Source organism: Herbiconiux sp. (assembly GCF_023264855.1).
GTDB lineage: Bacteria > Actinomycetota > Actinomycetes > Actinomycetales > Microbacteriaceae > Herbiconiux.
The window spans coordinates 135,337-151,029 of the sequence record NZ_JAHFUW010000003.1 but is presented as its reverse complement, the minus strand read 5'-3'; the positions used below and the strand labels follow the sequence as shown (position 1 = coordinate 151,029).

Below are 15,693 nucleotides of genomic sequence, written 5' to 3'. Positions count from 1 at the left end.
CCCCAGCACCGCCGCGGCTCGCGCCACCGCCGCCTGCTCCACCGCCGCGGCTCGCGCCACCACCGCCTGCTCCACGCCCGCCACCCGATGTCATGCGCCGACGCTACCAGCCTCGCTCCGCGGCCCCGCGCCGGCCTCCGCCCGCGCCGGCGGCCTCGCCGCCTCAACCCCTCCCGGCCGACTCCGAGCCGCATCCCGTTCACTCCAGCGAGTTTCCGGCCCAGCTCCGCCATAGTGCGCGAGGTAGGTCTCACACTCGCTGGACCGAACACGACCGCCCCCTCACAGGCCGCTCATAGCCGCCTCGAAGCAGATTCTTGACCGGCAGCAACGATTCGCGAATCGCCGTCTCCGGATGCACGCATCCGTCGCTCTCCGGGGATTGGATGGGCATCTGGAGCCGTCGATCTTCGCCGCGGCCCGACGTTCGAGGATCCATGACACCAGCGCCCCGCCCCACATCCGCCCGCCCGACGGCCATCCGCCGCTCCCGGCCGGCGCGCGGTCGTGCCCACGGCACCGCTCCCCGTCGTGCGATCCATCGCTCCCCGCTGCGCGCGCTCACCACCGCCGTGCTGACGATCGCCGTCGCGGCATCCGCCACCATCGCCGGTGCCCCCGCCTACGCCGTCGACTACCCCAGCTGGGACGACGTGCTCGCCGCCCGCTCCAGCGAGAGCGCCAAACAGGCCCAGATCACCGAGATCACGAACGTGATCGCCCAGCTGCAGGCCGAAGCGGATGCCGCCCGCCAGCTGGTCGCCGAGCGCACCGCCGCGAACGACGAGGCGCAGTCCGCCCTCGCCGCCGGCCAGCTCAAGGCCGACACCCTCACCGCCTCGGCGGCCGCCGCCGCCGCGAAGGCCGAGGAGTCGAAGAAGCGCGCCGCCGTCGTCGCCGCCCAGTTCGTGCGCACCGGCGGCAACGACCTCACCACGATGCTGCTGACCAGCAGCTCGTCCGAGGCCGACGACCTGCTCGCCCAGCTCAGCTCCGCCGGCCAGCTCACGCAGGCGGTCAACGCCGTCTACGCGAGCGCCGACCAGGACAAGAACACCGCCCAGTCGCTCAGCGAGCAGGCGACCGTGGCCGAGGCCGAACTCAGCACCCTGGCGGATGCCGCCCAGTCGGCCCTCGAAGAGGCCGCCGAAGCGCAGCGCGCCATGATCGCGGCCCTGCAGGAGCAGTCGGCGCACCAGGCCGAACTGAACGCCCAGTTGGCCAGCCTGCAGCAGAACCTCGCCACCACCGAGCAGCAGTACCAGGAGGGGGTCGCTGCAGCGGCGGCGGCAGCAGCGGCCGCGGCAGCAGCAGCGGCAGCCGCCGCGCACCAGGGCGGCAACGTCGTGGGCCCCGTCTCGGGCGACGCCCAGGCCCTCGCCGAAGAGCTCATGGGCTACGTCGCCGCCGGCACCTTCCACGGCTCGAGCCCCGACCACATCTTCGAGATCGCCTGGATCGCCCAGGGTCAGGATGTCGAGAACTGCGGCATCGACGTCGTGATCCTGCAGGCCATGGTGGCCGCGGTGCGCGCCTTCGGCAGCGCCGGCGTCAGCGACATCAGCCGTCGGTGCACGGGCCAGATCGAGGGTGCGGGAACGGCATCCGCCCACTACCGATCGGGCGGTGGCCACGCGGTCGACTTCACCTCGGTCGGCGGCGTGCCCACCACCGGCGCGAACGACGCCTCACTGAACCTGATCGCGGTGCTCGATCCGATCATGCCCAATGGATCGCGGGTCGGCCAGTCCAACTGCCGCTACGCGGCCGGCAACGAGCCCTCCTACATCAACTTCGTGAGCTTCGCCGACACCTGCAACCACCTGCACGTCGACGACTTCTGACGCGTGGGCGGCCCGGTGTTGCCGCTTCTGCTGAGATGACTAGACTCTCTAACTACTAGGGGCGGTTCGTTTCACAGGGGGTGGTGGGCATGACGGCAACGGCAACCGTGCCGGGCTCGCCTTTCGACCCCGCCCTCGCCGACGTGGTGATCGTGCATCAGATCGGCGCCCAGTGGCACCTCGAGGTGCGCCGCTTCACCGGCGACCGGCTGGCCAGCACGGTGCTGCACATCCACGGCGACGCCCGCCCGCGCCACGTCGTCACCCTCGCGCGCCACCTGCTCGAGCGCTGGGGCCTCGTGCCCGACCAGCTGCCCGGCTGGGACGACCGCACCGGCACCTGGTCGTCGACCCTGCGCATCCCGCACCCCCTCATCCGCGCCTGAACCGGGCCGGTCGCGCGCGGCACACCGTCTCTGCCCGCGCCGGGCTCCGCATCCGCCCCCCATCGACAAACTTCTCTTTCGCCCATATAGTTGGGGTACTGACGAATTCGCGGCGATGGTGTCGCGACGACGAGAGGATCCTGCGATGCAGCAGATGGACGGCTCGGCCGACACCCCCGAACTCGAGCAGCTCTACCGCGACTTCGCGGCCAACGACATGGCTCCGCTCTGGACCCAGCGCGACGACCTCATGCCGATGACCCCAGCCCCGCAGGCGATCCCGCACGTGTGGCGCTGGAAGGCGCTCTTCGACATCGCCGAGCGCTCCGGCGAACTCGTGCCGGTGGGCCGCGGCGGCGAGCGCCGCGCGGTCGGCCTCACCAACCCGGGGCTTCCGGGCACGGGTTACGCCACCCCCACGCTCTGGTGCGCCATCCAGTACCTGGGCGGCCACGAGACGGCGCCCGAGCACCGGCACGCGCAGAACGCCTTCCGCTTCGTGGTGGAGGGCGAGGGCGTGTGGACCGTCGTCAACGGCGACCCCGTGCGGATGAGCCGGGGCGACCTGCTGCTCACACCCGGCTGGAACTTCCACGGCCACCACAACGACACCGCGAACCCGATGGCATGGATCGACGGCCTCGACATCCCGTTCTCCAGCCAGATGGACGTGGGCTTCTTCGAGTTCGGCTCCGAGCGGGTGACGGATGAGGCCTCCCCCGAGTTCTCCCGCGCCGAGCGGCTCTGGGCGCATCCGGGACTCCGGCCCATGTCGGTGCTGGAGGACAAGATCTCCTCCCCCCTCAGCGCCTACCGCTGGGAGCACACCGACGCCGCCCTCACCGAGCAGCTGAAGCTCGAAGACGAGGGCTACCCGGCCACCCTCTCGCAGGGGCACGCGGCCATCCGCTACGTGAACCCCACCACCGGCGGTGACGTGATGTCGACCATCCGGTGCGAGTTCCACCGCCTGCGCGCCGGCGCCTCCACCGCGCCCACCCACGAGGTGGGATCGGCCGTGTGGCAGGTGTTCGAGGGATCGGGCACCGTCGTGCTCGGCGACACCGAGACCCGTCTGGAGACCGGCGACCTGTTCGTGGTGCCCAGCTGGGTGCCGTGGTCGCTGCACGCCGACACGCAGTTCGACCTGTTCCGCTTCACCGACGGGCCGATCATGGACCGCCTCAACTTCTCGCGCACCTTCGTGCCGTCCGCCCGCTAGAGCCCACCAGAACGACGGCCGACCGCCATCCGGCCCCGGAACCAGAAAGCACCGACATGAAACTCGCCACCCTCCGCACGCCCGCCGGCACCGTCGCCGTCCGCATCGACTCCGACGACGCCCTCGAGATCGACGGCTACGCCGACGTGGGCGCCCTGCTCGCGACCGCCGACTGGCGCGCCGTAGCCGACGCGGCCACGGGCACCGCGCATCCGATGACCGGCATCGCCGACACCGACTGGGCGCCGGTCGTGGTCGCCCCTTCGAAGATCGTCTGCGTGGGCCTGAACTACCGCAACCACATCCTCGAGATGGGCCGCGAGCTGCCCGAGTTCCCCACGCTGTTCGCCAAGTACCCCGAGGCGCTGATCGGCCCGTACGACGAGATCGTGCTGCCCGAGTACGCCTCGCACGCCGTCGACTGGGAGGCCGAGCTCGCCGTGGTGATCAGCACCAAGGCCCGCCGCCTGAGCCCGGAGCAGGCCGCCGGCGCGATCGCCGGCTACTCGGTGCTGAACGACGTCACCATGCGCGACTACCAGTACCGCACGCCCGAATGGTTCCAGGGCAAGACCTTCGAGGCCACCACACCGCTCGGGCCGTACCTGGTGACTCCGGATGCCTACGGCGTCGACACCGACATCCGCACCGAGGTGGGCGGCGAGGTGCTGCAGCACTCGAACACGAGCGACCTGGTGTTCGACCCGGCGGCGCTCGTGTCGTACATCTCGCAGATCGTCACGCTGAACCCCGGCGACGTGATCGCCAGCGGCACCCCCGGCGGCGTCGGCCACGCCCGGAAGCCCCCGCGCTACCTCGGCGCCGGCGACACCCTCACCACCGTGATCGAGGGCCTCGGCACCCTGCGCAACCCCGTGCGCGTGGAGGGCTGAGCCGTGGCGGCGCGCACCGACCAGGTCACCGACCCGGCCATCGCCGCGGCGCTCCTGCTGGCGCGCCGCGGCCAGGCCTACTACTCGCGCAAACTGAACGAGCTGAGCGACGCGGACTTCGACGGGCCCTCGCTGCTCGGCGACTGGGACCGGCGCCACCTCATCGCCCACGTGGGCCTGAACGCCCGCGCGATCACACGCCTGGTCGAATGGGCGCGCACCGGTGTCGAGACGCCGATGTACGCCTCCCGCGAGCAGCGCGGTGAGGAGATCGAGTTCTCAGCGACCCTGCCCACGCAGGCGCTGCGCAATCTCAGCGACCACGCCGCCATCCACCTCACGGTCGAGTGGCGCGACCTGCCCGCCGAGGCCTGGTCGAACGAGGTGCGCACGGGGCAGGGCCGCATCGTGCCGGTGTCGGAGACGGTGTGGATGCGCACCCGCGAGGTGTGGATCCACGCGGTCGACCTCGGCAACGGCGCCCGCTTCGAGGACTTCCCGCCGGAGCTGCTCGACGCACTGCTGGCCGACATCCTCGGCGCCTGGGACCGCCGGCGCGAGGCCGAGGGACTGCCGGTGTACCTGCTCGAGGCGGTCGACCGCGGCGGCCGGGCGGTGAACACGGTTCCGGATGCGACGACCGCGGTGACGCTGCGTGGAACCGCCGCGGCCCTGGTGCGCTGGGCCACCGGTCGCGGCACGGATGGCGTGCTCACGGCCGACGGCGAACCCGCTGCGCCCGCCCCGCGCTGGCTCTGAGCGGCCCGCCGCGCCTCCGCCGGCTCGCGCCACCCGTGCCCGGCGAGCATCCGCCCACAGGCGTCGGCATCATCCTGCGAGAATCGGAAGCGACATGGAACCGCACGACGTCTCCGACTACACCGGCTACCTCATCCGCCGCGCCCAGCAGGCGCATGTCGCGGCCTGGCAGCGCGAGGTCTCGGCCGAGGTGACGAGCGTGCAGTTCGGCGTGCTCAACGTGCTCGCCGGAACCCCGGGCGCCAGCCAGCAGCACCTCGTCGAGCGCCTCGACCTCGACCGCTCCACGATCGCCGACATCGTCGCCCGCCTGGAGCGGCGCGGTCTGATCGAGCGCATCCGCGACGGCGCCGACAAGCGCCGCAACGTGCTGCACCTCACCCCGCTCGGCGAAACCGAGCTGGCGGCGCTGCTCCCCCGCGTCGCCCGGGTCGACGAGGTTCTCACGGCCGGCCTCACGGGTGAGGATGCCGCGACGCTGCGCCGCATCCTCACCGCCCTGCTCGACTCCCCCTCGGTGCAGGCGCTCCGCTAAGCGAGAGCCACCGCACCGGCACGAGCGGGTTCGCGAGCGCTCGTGAAGGCGAGGTCGGCGGCGGCGGGGCGGGCCAGCACCCGCTCGAACTCGTCGAGGCTGCCCGGCCACTTGGTGACCACGCGGCCGGTGCCGCCGATGCGGTACCAACTCTCGCAGCCGCCGATCTCCCAGACGCTGCGGGCCATCATGTCCGTGAGCTCGTCGTCGAAGGCGGCCTGCGCCTCGGGGGTCACCGCCACCGCGTCGGCGCCCTGCGCGTCGGCGTCATCCATCAGCCGTGCCACGAAGCCGGTCTGCGCCTCGATGACCCCGATGATCGAGCCCGAGGCCTGCGTGTTCGGGCCCGTGATCAGGAACAGATTCGGGAAGCCCTTCACCAGCGTGCCCTTGTAGGCCTGCGGGCCGCCCTCGCTCCACTCCTCGGTGAGCGGCCGGCCGCCCTCACCCACGAAGGTGACGTGCGAGAGCATCTCGGTGGCCCGGAACCCGGTGGCCAACACCACCACGTCCGCCGCCCACTTCTCACCGCGTTCCGACACGACGCCGGTGGGCGTCAGCCGGGTGATCGCCGTGTCGAACACGGTCGTCTTCGGCGAGGCGAGAGCGGGGTAGAACGCATTCGACACCACGGGCCGCCGGCAGCCGAACCGCGATCCGGGAGTCAGGATGCGACGCAGCTCCGGATCGGCGATGGCCGACTCCATGTGCTCCTTCCAGACGCGCTCCGCGTTGGCGAGGAACTCCTCGTCCATCACCGCCTGCGCGTGCGTGGAGTGGTTCCAGTAGTCGTACTGCTCACGGCGCAGCGCCACCAGCTGCTCCGGATGCTCGCGGAACCGCTGCTTCGCGGCCTCGTCGTAGAGCTCCTCGGGCTTGGGCATCACGTGCGGCGCCGTGCGGATCGACACGAGCACCTGCGAGGCGACCTGCACCGCGTGCGGCACCACCTGGATGGCGCTCGCGCCGGCGCCGATCACGGCGACGCGCTTGCCGGCCAGATCGAGATCGGCGGGCCACTCGGCCGTGTGCACGATCCGGCCCTCGAACTCGTCCAGGCCCGGCAGATCGGGGATCAGCGGCTGGTTCAGGGTGCCGAGCGCCGACACCAGGAACCGGCACTCGATGCTCTCGCCGGTCGACAGCGACAGCCGCCAGCGAGCCCGCCCGGCATCCCAGACGGCCTTCTCCAGCGCGGTTCCGAACAGGATGCGCTCCCGGATGCCGAGCTCGTCGATCACCCGGTTGTTGTAGTCGAGGATCTCGGCCTGCAGCGCGTAGTTGCTCGACCACTCCGGACTCTGCGCGAAGGAGAGGCTGTAGAGGTGCGCCGGAACATCGCAGGCCGCGTTGGGGTAGACGTTGTCGCGCCACACTCCTCCGGCCTCGTCGGCTTTCTCCAGCAGCAGGAAGTCGTCGCGCCCGTGCGCGATCAGCTCGTGCGCGGCGGAGAGGCCACTGAAGCCGACGCCCGCGATCACGGTCTCCACGACCCGCGGGCTCATCGAACGGCCTCCGCGGCGAGCGCGTCGGCCTGGCGCAGCTCGTCGGCGAACCGCTGCAGCCCCTCGAGGCGGCGTAACGGCACCGGGATGCCGAGCGTGCGAAGCGTCTCCGCGAGATCGGTGGGTGCGCTCTGCTTGGGCGGCACCACCGAGAACTCCGATCCGGAGCCCACCGTCACCTCGACGCCCGGGAACACCTCACGCAGCGTGGCGGCGAGCTCGTCGATCGTCGTGGTCTCCTGCGAGCCGATGGTGTGCCAGGTGAAGGCGCCGTCCATCGGCGCCGTCACCGCGGCGGCGACGGCCCGGCCCACGTCGCCGGCGTACACCAGCTCGGTGGTGGAGATGATGTTCGCCGGCAGCTCGATGCTCTCGCCGCGCACCCCCCGCAGCACCTGCGCCTCGATCGCCGCGCTGCCCACACTGCCGCCGAGGTTCGGCCCGTAGCCGTAGACGACGGTGGGGCGGATGGCCACGACCTGCAAGCCGCTCGAGGCCGCATAGGCGCTCAGCAGGTGCTCGGCCGCGAGCTTGGACGCGATGTAGTACGAGGTAAAGTGCGTCATCAGCGGGGAATCCTCGGTGATGGGCCCGGGCTGGGTCTCGGAGAACACGCTCCAGCTGCTGATGGAGACGAACCGGGTGGCACCGGCCGAATGGGCCCAGCCGGCGAGCCAGAGCGGCACCTCGACGTTCACCGAGAGCGTCTCGAGCACGTCGCGCTGCGCCCGCGCCGCGATCAGCGCGGCCGTGTGCACCACCGCGTCGACCCGCAGGCCCTGCACGGCCGCGGCGCGGGCATCCTGATCGGTGAGGTCGACCTCGATCAGAGCCACCCGGCCCTCGTCGAGCGCCTCGTCGCCGAGCACCTCGCGCACGTAGGCGCTCGGCATGCTGCGGTCGACCAGGGTGACGCGCCAGCCCTCGGCGAGCAGCTCGCGGGCCGTCGAGGTGCCGACCATGCCGGCGCCGGTGATGAGCACGTGGCGTTCGCTCACGGTGTTCTCCGTTCTTCAGGGTGTTCGGGTGGTGCAGACTCAGCGGCGCAGTTCGCGCTTGGCCAGGTTCGGCAGGGCGATGCCGGCGATCAGGGTGATCACCGCGACGCCGATCACGTAGAACGCCGGGGCGGTGGGGATGCCCGTGCTCGTGATCAGCAGGGTACAGATGAGGGCCCCGAACCCGCCGAACACGGTGACCGAGATGGCCGATCCGATCGAGACGAGCGATCCGCGGCGCTTGGTGGCGAAGAGCTCCGAGATGGTGGAGCTGCCGGTGCCGGCGATGGCGGCGGTGGGGAAGGCGAAGATCACCTGGGCGAGCACCACGAAGCCGAACGCGCGGCCCTCGACGATCATCCAGAACATCGGGTAGGCCAGCACGATGTAGCCGATCGCCGCGCCGATGATGAAGGGCTTGCGGCCGAAGCGGTCGGAGAGGTGACCGGCCAGCGGGATCAGCACCACCGCCACCAGACAGCCGATGCAGGTGGCCCAGAGCGCTTCCTGCGGGGCGATGCCGGCGAAGTTGGCGGTGAAGGTGGGCATGTAATTGATGGTCACCATCGAGGTCACGGCCCAGAGCGCCACCACGCCGATCGTGAGGAAGAAGCCGGCCACGGCGCCGAGCTCCTGCGATGTCGACACGGGCGCGGATGCCGTTCCGGACGCAGCAGCCTCGGCCTCGTCCTCCTTGACCTCGGAGAACACCGGGGTCTCCTGCACCCGGCGGCGCAGCACGAGCACGACGATGGCGAGGGCCGAACCGAGCAGGAACGGAATGCGCCAGCCCCACGCGGCCATCGTCTCCGGGCCGAGGATCGCGGTGAGAGCGGCCACGAACACCACGCCCACGAGCAGTCCGCCGTAGGTGGCGACCTGGTGGAAACTGCCGAAGAAGCCGCGGCGCTTGGGGTTCGCCCACTCCACCAGGAACACGGCCGAGCTGCCGAACTCGCCGCCGGCCGAGAAGCCCTGCAGCAGCCGGCCGAAGATGATCACGAACGCCCCGAAGGCGCCGAAGGTGACGTAGCTCGGCGCGATGCCCACGAGCAGCGAGCCGCCGGCCATCATCAGCATCGACAGCAGCATCACCGACTTGCGGCCCTTGCGGTCGACCAGCGGGCCGAGCACGAGAGCGCCGAGCGGACGGGCGATGAAGCCGACCGCGAAGACGCCGAAGGCCGAGAGCAGGGCCGCGATGGGATCTTCTCCTGGAAAGAAGTTCGCGGCGATGTAGACGGCGAGAAAGCCGTAGACGGTGAAGTCGTACCACTCGAGCACGTTGCCGAGGGTGGCGAGCACGGTGGCCCGCACCCGGGCCCGCGAGGAGGTGTCCACCACCGGTGTGGCGCTTTGCTGCAACGAACTCGTCATCGAATTCTCCTAGTTTCACAACGTCGTGAGCGGGCGTCTTGCCTGCCGATACTCGACAGTAAGACGCCCGCTCCGGCGGCACAGCAGATTTCTGTTCAGCGGAAAACTCCGCGTCTAGCCTGCCAGAACAGCGATCTGGCGGGCGTGATCCGGGTGTCCCACCGGCACGATCGACGAGTACAGCGCCGTCCAGCATCCGGGGCAGCAGAACTGCCGGAACACCACGTCGTCGTCGACGTAGTTCGCGTGGTCGGAGGTGACCTGCGGTCCCGCTTCGCCGGGCACGCCGTCGAACGCGGCGAGCCGCAGCCGGTCGTCGTGCGCGGCATCCGCCAGCTGCTGCCCGCAGTGGGCGCAGGCCACCAGGCCCACCCCGCCATCGGCTGCGGGCAGCTGCACGAGGTTGTCGTCGATCCGCCGTCCGCCGGCGAGGTCGAGCACGGGATAGCCCGAGGCGCCCTCGTCGATCACCGAGCGCGAGCGCCGCTGCTCGAGCAGCTCCCGTCGCAGCTGCCGGGTGCCGGCCTCGTCGAGCCCGCCGCCGGCATCCACCCGCACGCCGTAGCTCTTCTCGGCCGCCTCCGGCGAGACCTTGCCCGAGCGCAGGTCGTCGACCACGGCCTGCGGCGCGCGGGAGAGCGGGTCGCCGTAACCGCCGCCGCCCTGCCAGTGCATGTAGAGCACCTCGCCCGGAGCGACATAGGTCTGCGAGTAGTTCTGGCCGATCTCGACCCGCCCGCCGATCGCGTCGAGCCCCACGGGCATGGTGCCCTCGGCGAAGCGGTCGAGCACGTTCACGTCGCGCACGAGCACGTCGAGCCCGGTGTTGCCCGGGTAGCCGCCGGAGAGCCCGTTGTTCTGCGACACGGCCTTGCCGGCCGAGGCGAACACGAGCCCCATCGGCACCGAGGTGCCGAGTGGCGTCATCGCGAGCGAGGCGCTCACACCGCCGCGCTGCCGGCCGGGGCCGCCCGAGTCGGCTTCCTCGCGCCGCCAGAGCACCAGCATCGGGTAGAGGAACTCCGACATCTCGGTGTCGGGGATGCGCCCCATCGGGATGCAGAACAGCCCGCCGGTGTCCATCCCGTCGACCGTGGGCCGGGCGCCGTATCCGCCCGCCATCGGCTCCATCAGGATGTTGAGGAACGGCACCGGCTGGGCGCCGCGCTCGTCGAGCCCGGCGATCACCGCCGTGTCCCAGGTGCCGCAACAGGAGGCCTGCACGCTCTTGCCGAGGTCGACCGAGCGGTCGAGCATCTGCGAGAGGCACTCGGCCACGAGCGTTCCGGTGAGCCAGGCGGGGCCGATCGGGCCGCGGCTCACGGCCGCCGGGAAGGTGGCGTTGTTGATCGTGCCCTCCTCGGCCACCAGGTCGAAGCAGCGCATCAGGCCGCCCGCCGACCACGGGATGTCGTTGGCGAGGATGGGCAGCAGGGCCAGCATCACCCCGCCGCGCATGCCGGCGTAGGTGCAGTTGATCACGCCCGCCTGCGGGTCGGTGCCGGTGAAGTCGAAGGTGAGGTGATCGCCCGCCTTGGTCATCGCCAGCGTGATCTTGTGCAGGCTGCGGTCGCCCTCGTGCGACTGGTCCTGGTAGCCCGTGGCCTTCCAGGTGCCGTCGGGCAGCTCGGTGAGCTTGCTGCGCAGGCGCGACTCGGAGTCGGCCATCATGCGCTTCATCACGGCCTTGACGGTGTCGGCGCCGTAGCGCTCGATCACCTCGTGCAGCCGGGTGCGGCCCACGTTGTTGGCGCCGATCTTGGCGCGCAGGTCCAGGCCCACGAGCATCGGAACGCGCGAGCGGCGGGTCCACAGGTCGGCGATGTCGTCTTGCAGCTCGAAGCCGCGGACCACCTTCACGGGAGGCGTGGGCAGCGACTCGCTGAACACGTCCTGCGCCGCCGGCGAGAACGAGCCGAGGCCCACGCCGCCGAGGTCGGGCTCGTGGCAGATGGCGCTGGTCCAGGCGAACAGCTGCCCGTCGTGGAACACCGGCTGGTACACGATCACGTCGTTCTGGTGCAGTCCGCCGCCCACCCACGGGTCGTTGCAGAGGAACATGTCGCCCTCGGCGATGCCCGGGTTCGTGGCGCGGTGCTGCAGCGTCCAGTAGACCGCGAGGTCGACGGCGCCGACCAGCATGGTGTTGTAGAGGCCCACCTGCACCTCCTGGCCGAACTCGTCGCCGATCGCGAAGTCGAAGTCGTTCGCATCCGTGACGATCGGCGAGCCCGACATCCGTTTCAGGGCCTCGCCCATCTCTTCGGTCACCGACCACAGCCGGTGCCGGACGACCTCGTAGGTGAGCGCGTCGACGGCGTCGATCTGCTCCTGGGTGACGGTGTGCATCCGCAGCGAGGCGGGCAGGTGCTTCTGCAGCTCTTCGGGAGACTGCGGACGGCTCGCGTAGACCTCCGAGCCCGGGATGGTCATGCTCATGAGACGGCTCCGTTCAGGATGGCGGTGCGTTCGGTGGTGGCGTGGCGGGTGCCGGCCGGCTCGTCGGGGCGAACCCCGGTGGCGATCAGGAGGTTGCCACGGGCATCGACCGTGCCGCTCATACCGCCCGGCACGACGACGGTGGTGGTGGGCACCTGCACGATGGCGGGGCCCTGGATGTGGTGGCCCGCGCGCAGGCGGGTGTAGTCGTAGATCGGGGTCTGCGTGAAGCCCGAGGAATCGAGCCGAACGGGCCGGCTGTCGATCGCGGCGACGGACGGATCGCTCGACTCGCCCTCGTCGATCAGCGGCAGCTCGAGACTGATCGGCAGCGTGCCGACCGCACGCACCCGGTAGGTGATGGCCTGCACACCGGCGGCGGCGAAGCCCGATCCGGCGCCGAACAGCTCTTCGTAGCGGTGCTCGAAGCGATGCGCGGCCACGGTCAGCTCCTCCTCGGTCACCGGAGACGCCACCTCGATCGGCAGCTCGGCGAGCTGCATCGCGAAGCGCATGTCGAGCTCGCGGTGCAGCTGCACGCTCTCGAAGGTGATGCCCTGGCGTTCGAGCGACTCGAGCACCCGGCGCTCCAGGCCCTGGAAGTTGCGTTCGACCTTGGCCGGATCGGCCGGGAGGGTCACGGGGTCGGAGAGCTCGGCGGCGAGCACGATGTCGCTCGTGGCCAGGCCGTAGGCCGAGAACGCCGAGGCCACGGGCCCCAGCGGCACCACCACCTCGCTGACGCCGAGCTCCGCGGCATAGGCGGCGCAGTTCGCGGGGCCGGCGCCGCCGAAGGCGTAGAGCACGAAGTCGCGCGGGTCGTGGCCGGCCTCGACCACGGTCTTGCGCAGCAGGTCGCCGGTCTGGGCGTTCTGCACCGCGTAGATGGCGGCCGCCGCATCCTCGATCGACAAGCCGAGCGGTTCGGCGATGCGGGTGCGGATGGCCTCGCGGGCCTTCTCGAGGTCGAGGCCCTTGCGCCCACCGAGCAGGCCGCTCGCCGGCAGGATGCCGAGCACCAGGTTGGCGTCGGTGTTGGTGGGCTCGGTGCCGCCCTGGCCGTAGCACGCGGGGCCGGGCACGGCCTGCGCGCTCTTCGGGCCCACCTGCAGGTTGCCGCCCTGGTCGATCCAGGCGATGGCGCCGCCGCCGGATCCGATGGCGTGCACCTCGAGGGTCGGCACGTTCACGGGGTGGTGGTTGATGACGGTGCCGGAGGAGCGCACCGGTTCGCCGTCGACCACGAGACCCACCAGGAACGTCGTGCCGCCGACATCTGTCGCCACCACGTTGCGGTGCCCGAGCTGCTTGCCGAGCGCCACCGCACCCACCACGCCGCCGGTCAGCACCGAGCCCACCGTGCTGATGGCGGTGGCCGGGGCCTCGCCCGCCACGATCGCGCCGCCGTTGCTCTGCATCACCAGCAGCGGGCCGCGGAGGCCGTTCTCGCGCAGGGTGCCCTCGAGGTTCTCGAGGTAGTGCGCGAGCCCCGGGCCGATCTGCGTGCTCATGATGGTGGTGGCGCTGCGGGCGAACTCACGGATGCGCGGGCTCACCTCCGACGACAGCGACACGAAGGTGCCGGGGGCCAGCTCCTGCACGATCTCGCGGATACGGCGCTCGTGCGCGTCGTTGCGGAACGACCACAGCAGTGACACCGCGATGGCGGTGATGCCCTGGTCGAGGATGGCCTGCACCGCCTCGCGCACGTTCTGCTCGTCGAGCGCCACCACCACGTTGCCGTCGCGGTCGACCCGCTCGGTGACCTCGAAGGTGTGGTGCTTGGGGATCAGGCCGTGCGACTTGGACTGGGTCATCACGCTCTGCAGCTGCTCCGGCGAGCTGCCCAGGTAACGGCCCTCCACGTTCATGATGTAGATCGAGTCGCCGTGGCCGCGAGTGGTGAGGAAGCCCACGGGCGGCACGTTGCCCATCACCAGGGCGTTCAGCGACGAGGTGGTGCCGTGTGCGATGTGCCGGGTGTCGGCGAGCATCGCGTCGAGCGGGATCTCGAGCTGCTCGGCGAGCACCCGCAGCACGTCGATCACGCCCTCCGAGTAGTCCGGCGGGGTGGAGGGGGCCTTCGCCCCGACGATGTTGCCGTGGTCGTCGGCGAGGACGGCATCCGTGAAGGTGCCTCCCACGTCGACTCCGATGACGTATCCCATGGTGACGCTCCTTTGCGTTCGGTGAGGGTGGTGCATTCGGTGAAGGGTGGTGCGTTCGGTGAGGGGTGGTGCGTTCGGTGGTGGTGGATCAGGTCAGGCGGCGCACCAGGTGGTCCCACACGGTGTGCAGGGCGGCGGGGCTGTAGATGATCTCGCGCTTGGCGAGCGCCTCCTCGTCGTCCGACCACGAGGTGGGGCCGCCGAAGCCCATGGTGAGCAGCTGCTGCTGGGCCGCGGCCTCGAGCAGCAGCGCCGACACGGTGGCGGTCTGCAGGTCGGGGCCGACGGTGACGATGCCGTGGTTCACCAGGAACACGGCGTTCGAGCCGGATCCCAGGGTCTCGGCGAGCGCCGCCCCCAGCTCGCGGGTGCGGATGAGGTTGGCGGTCTGGGTGAAGCGCGGAACCTGCGGCGGCACGAAGTGCGTCGCGGCGTGACTGACCGGCAGCAGCTCGACGCCGGCGGCGGCGAGCGCGATGGCGTGCGGCGAGTGCGTGTGCACCACGCCGCCCACGTCGGGGCGGGCCGCCATGATCTCGGTGTGGATCGGGTACTCGATGTGCCGCGGGCCGGCCGAGCCTTCGAGCACCTCGCCCTCGGGCGACACCAGGTGCACGCGGTCGGGGCCGACCTCGGCCAACCCGATCCCGCTCTCCTTGATCCACACGCCCCGGCCCTCAGGATCGCGCGCGGAGCCGTGGCCCCAGATGAAGTCGCCCTGGTCGGCGCCGCCGAGGATGCGGGAGGAGAGCGAGACGATCGTGCGGATGTCGGTTGCGGAGCTGCCGCTCCCGGGGGTGTCGCCGCTCATCGATGCACCAGCCCGCCGTTGACCGAGATGGTCTGCCCCGAGATGTACCCGCTGTCGTCGGACAGCAGGAAGGCGGCGAGGCTCGTCATGTCGTCGGGGCCGGCGGTGCGCGGCACGGCCTGCCGGGCGAGCATGGCCTCGCGCTGCGCCTCGGTGACGGTCTCGCGGGAGACCTCGGTGTACACCGGGCCGGGCGAGAGCGTGTTGACCCGAACGCCGAAGCCGCCGAGCTCCTTCGAGCTCGAGAAGGTCATGGCCGTCACCGCACCCTTCGACGCGATGTAGTGCAGGTACTCCGTCCTTCCCAGCAGAACGGCATCCGAGCCGATGTTCACGATGCTCGCGCGACCCGAGGCCTTCAGCGCCTCGAGCAGGGCGGTGGTGACCAGCCAGGGGCCCTTGATGTTCACGGCCATGATCGCGTCCCAGTCCTTCTCCGGGATCTCCCAGAACGGATGCATCGCGATGGTGGAGAAGATGGCGGCGTTGTTGATCAGGCCGTCGACGCGGCCGAAGCGCTCCATCGCGGCATCCGCGAGGGCACGGCACGACTCGGCCGAGGCGACGTCGATCGCCATCGGCACGACCGTCTCGCCGAGTTCGGCGGCGAGCGCCTCGACGCCCTCGAGGTTGCGGTCGGCGGCGATCACGGTCGCGCCCTCCTGCACCAGGCGGCGCACGTAGGCGGCGCCGATGCCCTGGGCGGCGCCGGTGACGACGACGACCTTGGTGTCCAGTCCTTGGTATGACATCTTC

General features: G+C 70.9%; 13 protein-coding genes. 6 read left to right on the top strand and 7 right to left on the bottom strand.

What is annotated here, in order from left to right:
* The first annotated feature begins 437 nt into the window (after positions 1–437).
* From Q0D75_RS02485 to Q0D75_RS02460, 6 genes are all read left to right on the top strand, one after another.
* Complete coding sequence (locus Q0D75_RS02485) at positions 438–1,844, top strand: hypothetical protein (protein WP_291048986.1); 1,407 nt, start codon at positions 438–440, stop codon at positions 1,842–1,844.
* Between the two features lie 89 nt (positions 1,845–1,933).
* Positions 1,934–2,230, top strand: a complete 297-nt coding sequence (locus Q0D75_RS02480) for a hypothetical protein (RefSeq protein ID WP_291048984.1) — start codon at positions 1,934–1,936, stop codon at positions 2,228–2,230.
* A gap of 145 nt (positions 2,231–2,375) precedes the next feature.
* Positions 2,376–3,452 (top strand): cupin domain-containing protein, encoded by a 1,077-nt coding sequence (locus Q0D75_RS02475; protein WP_291048983.1) that lies wholly within the window; start codon positions 2,376–2,378, stop codon positions 3,450–3,452.
* Between the two features lie 56 nt (positions 3,453–3,508).
* Positions 3,509–4,345, top strand: coding sequence for a fumarylacetoacetate hydrolase family protein (locus Q0D75_RS02470; protein WP_291048982.1), 837 nt, complete (start codon positions 3,509–3,511; stop codon positions 4,343–4,345).
* 3 nt (positions 4,346–4,348) lie between these two features.
* Positions 4,349–5,104 (top strand): maleylpyruvate isomerase family mycothiol-dependent enzyme, encoded by a 756-nt coding sequence (locus Q0D75_RS02465; protein ID WP_291048979.1) that lies wholly within the window; start codon positions 4,349–4,351, stop codon positions 5,102–5,104.
* A 94-nt stretch (positions 5,105–5,198) separates the two neighbouring features.
* On the top strand, positions 5,199–5,639 hold the full coding sequence (locus Q0D75_RS02460) for a MarR family winged helix-turn-helix transcriptional regulator (protein WP_291048976.1): 441 nt from the start codon (positions 5,199–5,201) through the stop codon (positions 5,637–5,639).
* On the opposite strand, the gene Q0D75_RS02455 is transcribed toward Q0D75_RS02460, so the two are convergent.
* From Q0D75_RS02455 to Q0D75_RS02425, 7 genes are all read right to left on the bottom strand, one after another.
* Positions 5,636–7,144, bottom strand: a complete 1,509-nt coding sequence (locus Q0D75_RS02455) for an NAD(P)/FAD-dependent oxidoreductase (protein ID WP_291048973.1) — start codon at positions 7,142–7,144, stop codon at positions 5,636–5,638. The two genes, Q0D75_RS02460 and Q0D75_RS02455, sit on opposite strands and share 4 nt — an antisense overlap.
* Entirely contained in the window at positions 7,141–8,142 is a 1,002-nt protein-coding gene (locus Q0D75_RS02450; protein ID WP_291048971.1) for an NAD(P)-dependent oxidoreductase, read from the bottom strand. The genes Q0D75_RS02455 and Q0D75_RS02450 overlap by 4 nt, the downstream gene beginning before the upstream one ends.
* A 39-nt stretch (positions 8,143–8,181) precedes the next feature.
* Positions 8,182–9,519 (bottom strand): MFS transporter, encoded by a 1,338-nt coding sequence (locus tag Q0D75_RS02445; RefSeq protein WP_291048968.1) that lies wholly within the window; start codon positions 9,517–9,519, stop codon positions 8,182–8,184.
* A gap of 114 nt (positions 9,520–9,633) precedes the next feature.
* Positions 9,634–11,958: a hydantoinase B/oxoprolinase family protein gene (locus Q0D75_RS02440; RefSeq protein ID WP_291048965.1), complete on the bottom strand. Its 2,325-nt coding sequence runs from the start codon at positions 11,956–11,958 to the stop codon at positions 9,634–9,636.
* The gene (locus Q0D75_RS02435) at positions 11,955–14,126 is read right to left on the bottom strand and encodes a hydantoinase/oxoprolinase family protein (RefSeq protein WP_291048963.1); all 2,172 of its coding nucleotides are present in this window, start codon (positions 14,124–14,126) and stop codon (positions 11,955–11,957) included. The genes Q0D75_RS02440 and Q0D75_RS02435 overlap by 4 nt, the downstream gene beginning before the upstream one ends.
* Positions 14,127–14,214: 88 nt before the next feature.
* Positions 14,215–14,937 carry a class II aldolase/adducin family protein gene (locus tag Q0D75_RS02430; RefSeq protein ID WP_291048961.1) on the bottom strand — a complete coding sequence of 241 codons (723 nt, stop codon included), beginning with the start codon at positions 14,935–14,937 and terminating at the stop codon, positions 14,215–14,217.
* Positions 14,934–15,689 carry an SDR family oxidoreductase gene (locus Q0D75_RS02425; RefSeq protein ID WP_291048959.1) on the bottom strand — a complete coding sequence of 252 codons (756 nt, stop codon included), beginning with the start codon at positions 15,687–15,689 and terminating at the stop codon, positions 14,934–14,936. The genes Q0D75_RS02430 and Q0D75_RS02425 overlap by 4 nt, the downstream gene beginning before the upstream one ends.
* Between the last annotated feature and the right edge of the window lie 4 nt (positions 15,690–15,693).

What these genes read in the sequence shown, in the direction of transcription:
- Q0D75_RS02480 (WP_291048984.1), top strand. Translation starts at nt 1,934, where the DNA reads ATGACGGCAACGGCAACCGTGCCGGGCTCGCCTTTCGACCCCGCCCTC.
- Q0D75_RS02440 (WP_291048965.1), bottom strand. Translation starts at nt 11,958, where the DNA reads ATGAGCATGACCATCCCGGGCTCGGAGGTCTACGCGAGCCGTCCGCAG.
- Q0D75_RS02460 (WP_291048976.1), top strand. Translation starts at nt 5,199, where the DNA reads ATGGAACCGCACGACGTCTCCGACTACACCGGCTACCTCATCCGCCGC.
- Q0D75_RS02445 (WP_291048968.1), bottom strand. Translation starts at nt 9,519, where the DNA reads ATGACGAGTTCGTTGCAGCAAAGCGCCACACCGGTGGTGGACACCTCC.
- Q0D75_RS02425 (WP_291048959.1), bottom strand. Translation starts at nt 15,689, where the DNA reads ATGTCATACCAAGGACTGGACACCAAGGTCGTCGTCGTCACCGGCGCC.
- Q0D75_RS02470 (WP_291048982.1), top strand. Translation starts at nt 3,509, where the DNA reads ATGAAACTCGCCACCCTCCGCACGCCCGCCGGCACCGTCGCCGTCCGC.
- Q0D75_RS02455 (WP_291048973.1), bottom strand. Translation starts at nt 7,144, where the DNA reads ATGAGCCCGCGGGTCGTGGAGACCGTGATCGCGGGCGTCGGCTTCAGT.
- Q0D75_RS02485 (WP_291048986.1), top strand. Translation starts at nt 438, where the DNA reads ATGACACCAGCGCCCCGCCCCACATCCGCCCGCCCGACGGCCATCCGC.
- Q0D75_RS02435 (WP_291048963.1), bottom strand. Translation starts at nt 14,126, where the DNA reads ATGGGATACGTCATCGGAGTCGACGTGGGAGGCACCTTCACGGATGCC.
- Q0D75_RS02475 (WP_291048983.1), top strand. Translation starts at nt 2,376, where the DNA reads ATGCAGCAGATGGACGGCTCGGCCGACACCCCCGAACTCGAGCAGCTC.
- Q0D75_RS02430 (WP_291048961.1), bottom strand. Translation starts at nt 14,937, where the DNA reads ATGAGCGGCGACACCCCCGGGAGCGGCAGCTCCGCAACCGACATCCGC.